Origin of the sequence: Mycobacterium sp. GA-2829, assembly GCF_001499965.1 — a bacterium.
In the GTDB taxonomy this organism is placed as follows: domain Bacteria; phylum Actinomycetota; class Actinomycetes; order Mycobacteriales; family Mycobacteriaceae; genus Mycobacterium.
In genome coordinates, this window is sequence record NZ_LQIT01000084.1 from 1 (window position 1) to 1516 (window position 1516).

A 1516-nucleotide genomic window follows, 5' to 3' on the forward strand; every position below is an offset into this window, starting at 1 on the left:
GTGTGGTGTCGGCGGTGTGTGGCGGTCAGGCCGCCCTGGTTGCTGGTGGTGCGGGGCCGCCGGGTTCACCGGCGTTGTCGGCGGACTGGGTGAGCGAGCTCGGGTCTACGTGCCCGGTGTCGTGGACCTCGGTCACGGATGTGGTGGCTTGCTGCGGGTACTGGTCGTCGGCTGGCGGTGTGATCGCTGCTGCCGCGGGGACGGTCTCGTGGGTGTCTTCGGCGGCCGGTGCAGAGGTCTGCGCGTAGCCGGTCTCGTCGGCATCGTCGGCCGCCTCTGAGTTAGGCGCTGTATCGCCGATGTCGTTGTCGCCGGCCAGTTCCGCGGCTATGGCAGGTTCGTCGGTGTCGGCATCGTCGGCCGGGTCCGGAGCTGGCGCGGCGGGGTCACCGGTTGCGTCAGTGTTCGGCTCGGCGCCGTCAATGTCGTTGATGTCGGCCGGGTTCGGGGCTGTGAAGGTGTCGCCGGTTTCGTCAACTTCGTCGGCAACCTCAGGGGTCGGCTCGTTGTCGCCGATGGCGTCCTCGCCAGTCGGCTCCCACGCACCGGGCAGGTCGGGGTTCTCGGGTGGGGTGAGGAGGGTTTCGGGGCGGTGGTAGGAGTTCACCCGGGCTTGGCCGGTGTCGAGGTGGGGTGGGGGGATCCATTCCACTTCGTGTTGGTCGTTGATTTGGGTGGTCCAGCCGCCGTTGTTGTCGACGCTGCGGTTGTCGGGGCCACAGGCCAGGCCGAGGTCGTTGATGTTGGTGTTACCGCCATCGCCCCAGTCTTTGTCGGCGTGATGGACCTGGCAGCCGTACGCGCCGATCGTGCACCCCGGTTTAGTGCACCCCCCATCACGGGCGATCAGCATGATGCGTTGTGCCGGAGACGCAGTCCGTTTGGCGCGGAACAGATCCAGCGCCGATCCGGTCGACTTGTCGAACACCGCCAGAAAACAGTTGGCATGGGCGGCCATGCGGACCACATCCTTGATCGGCACGCGGGTGCCGCCCCCGGTGACACCCACCCCAGCGCGGGATTCCAAATCTTGGAGGGTGGTGCGGATGATGATCGAGACTGGTAGCCCGTTGAGTTGGCCGAGGTCACCACTCATCAACGCGATCCGCCCGACCACGACCATCGCGTCGTGTTGACGTTGGGCCAGGGTGCGGTGGTCGTTGTCGATCTGGGCTTGGGTGGGGGTGCCGGAGGTGCAGGGTTCGGGATCATCGGGGTTGCACATGCCGGGGGCGGCGTATTTGGCGAACAGCACCTCCCACACCGCCGCCCCTTCCGGCGTCAGAAGCCCCGACAAGGGGGTCATGCCGTCGTCGCCTTGTTTGGATTTGGTGATGCCGCGTTTGCGGGCGCGTTCGGTGTCATCGGGTTCAGGGCCGTCCTGGTCGAGCAGGAACCGGGCCAGCTCGGCGGCCTCCTCCAACTCCTTGGGGCCGACCCCGACGGCGGTGCGCACCAGGTTGACCTCGAACTGCTCCCGCGTCACCGTGTCCACCCAGGCGGGGAGTTTGTCGAC

Annotated in this window: 1 pseudogene; it reads right to left on the minus strand. The window is 67.2% G+C overall.

From position 1 onward, the window contains the following. Nucleotides 1–367: 367 nt before the first annotated feature. Nucleotides 368–1516, minus strand: a pseudogene (locus AU194_RS29720) (DUF222 domain-containing protein); the annotation flags it as partial.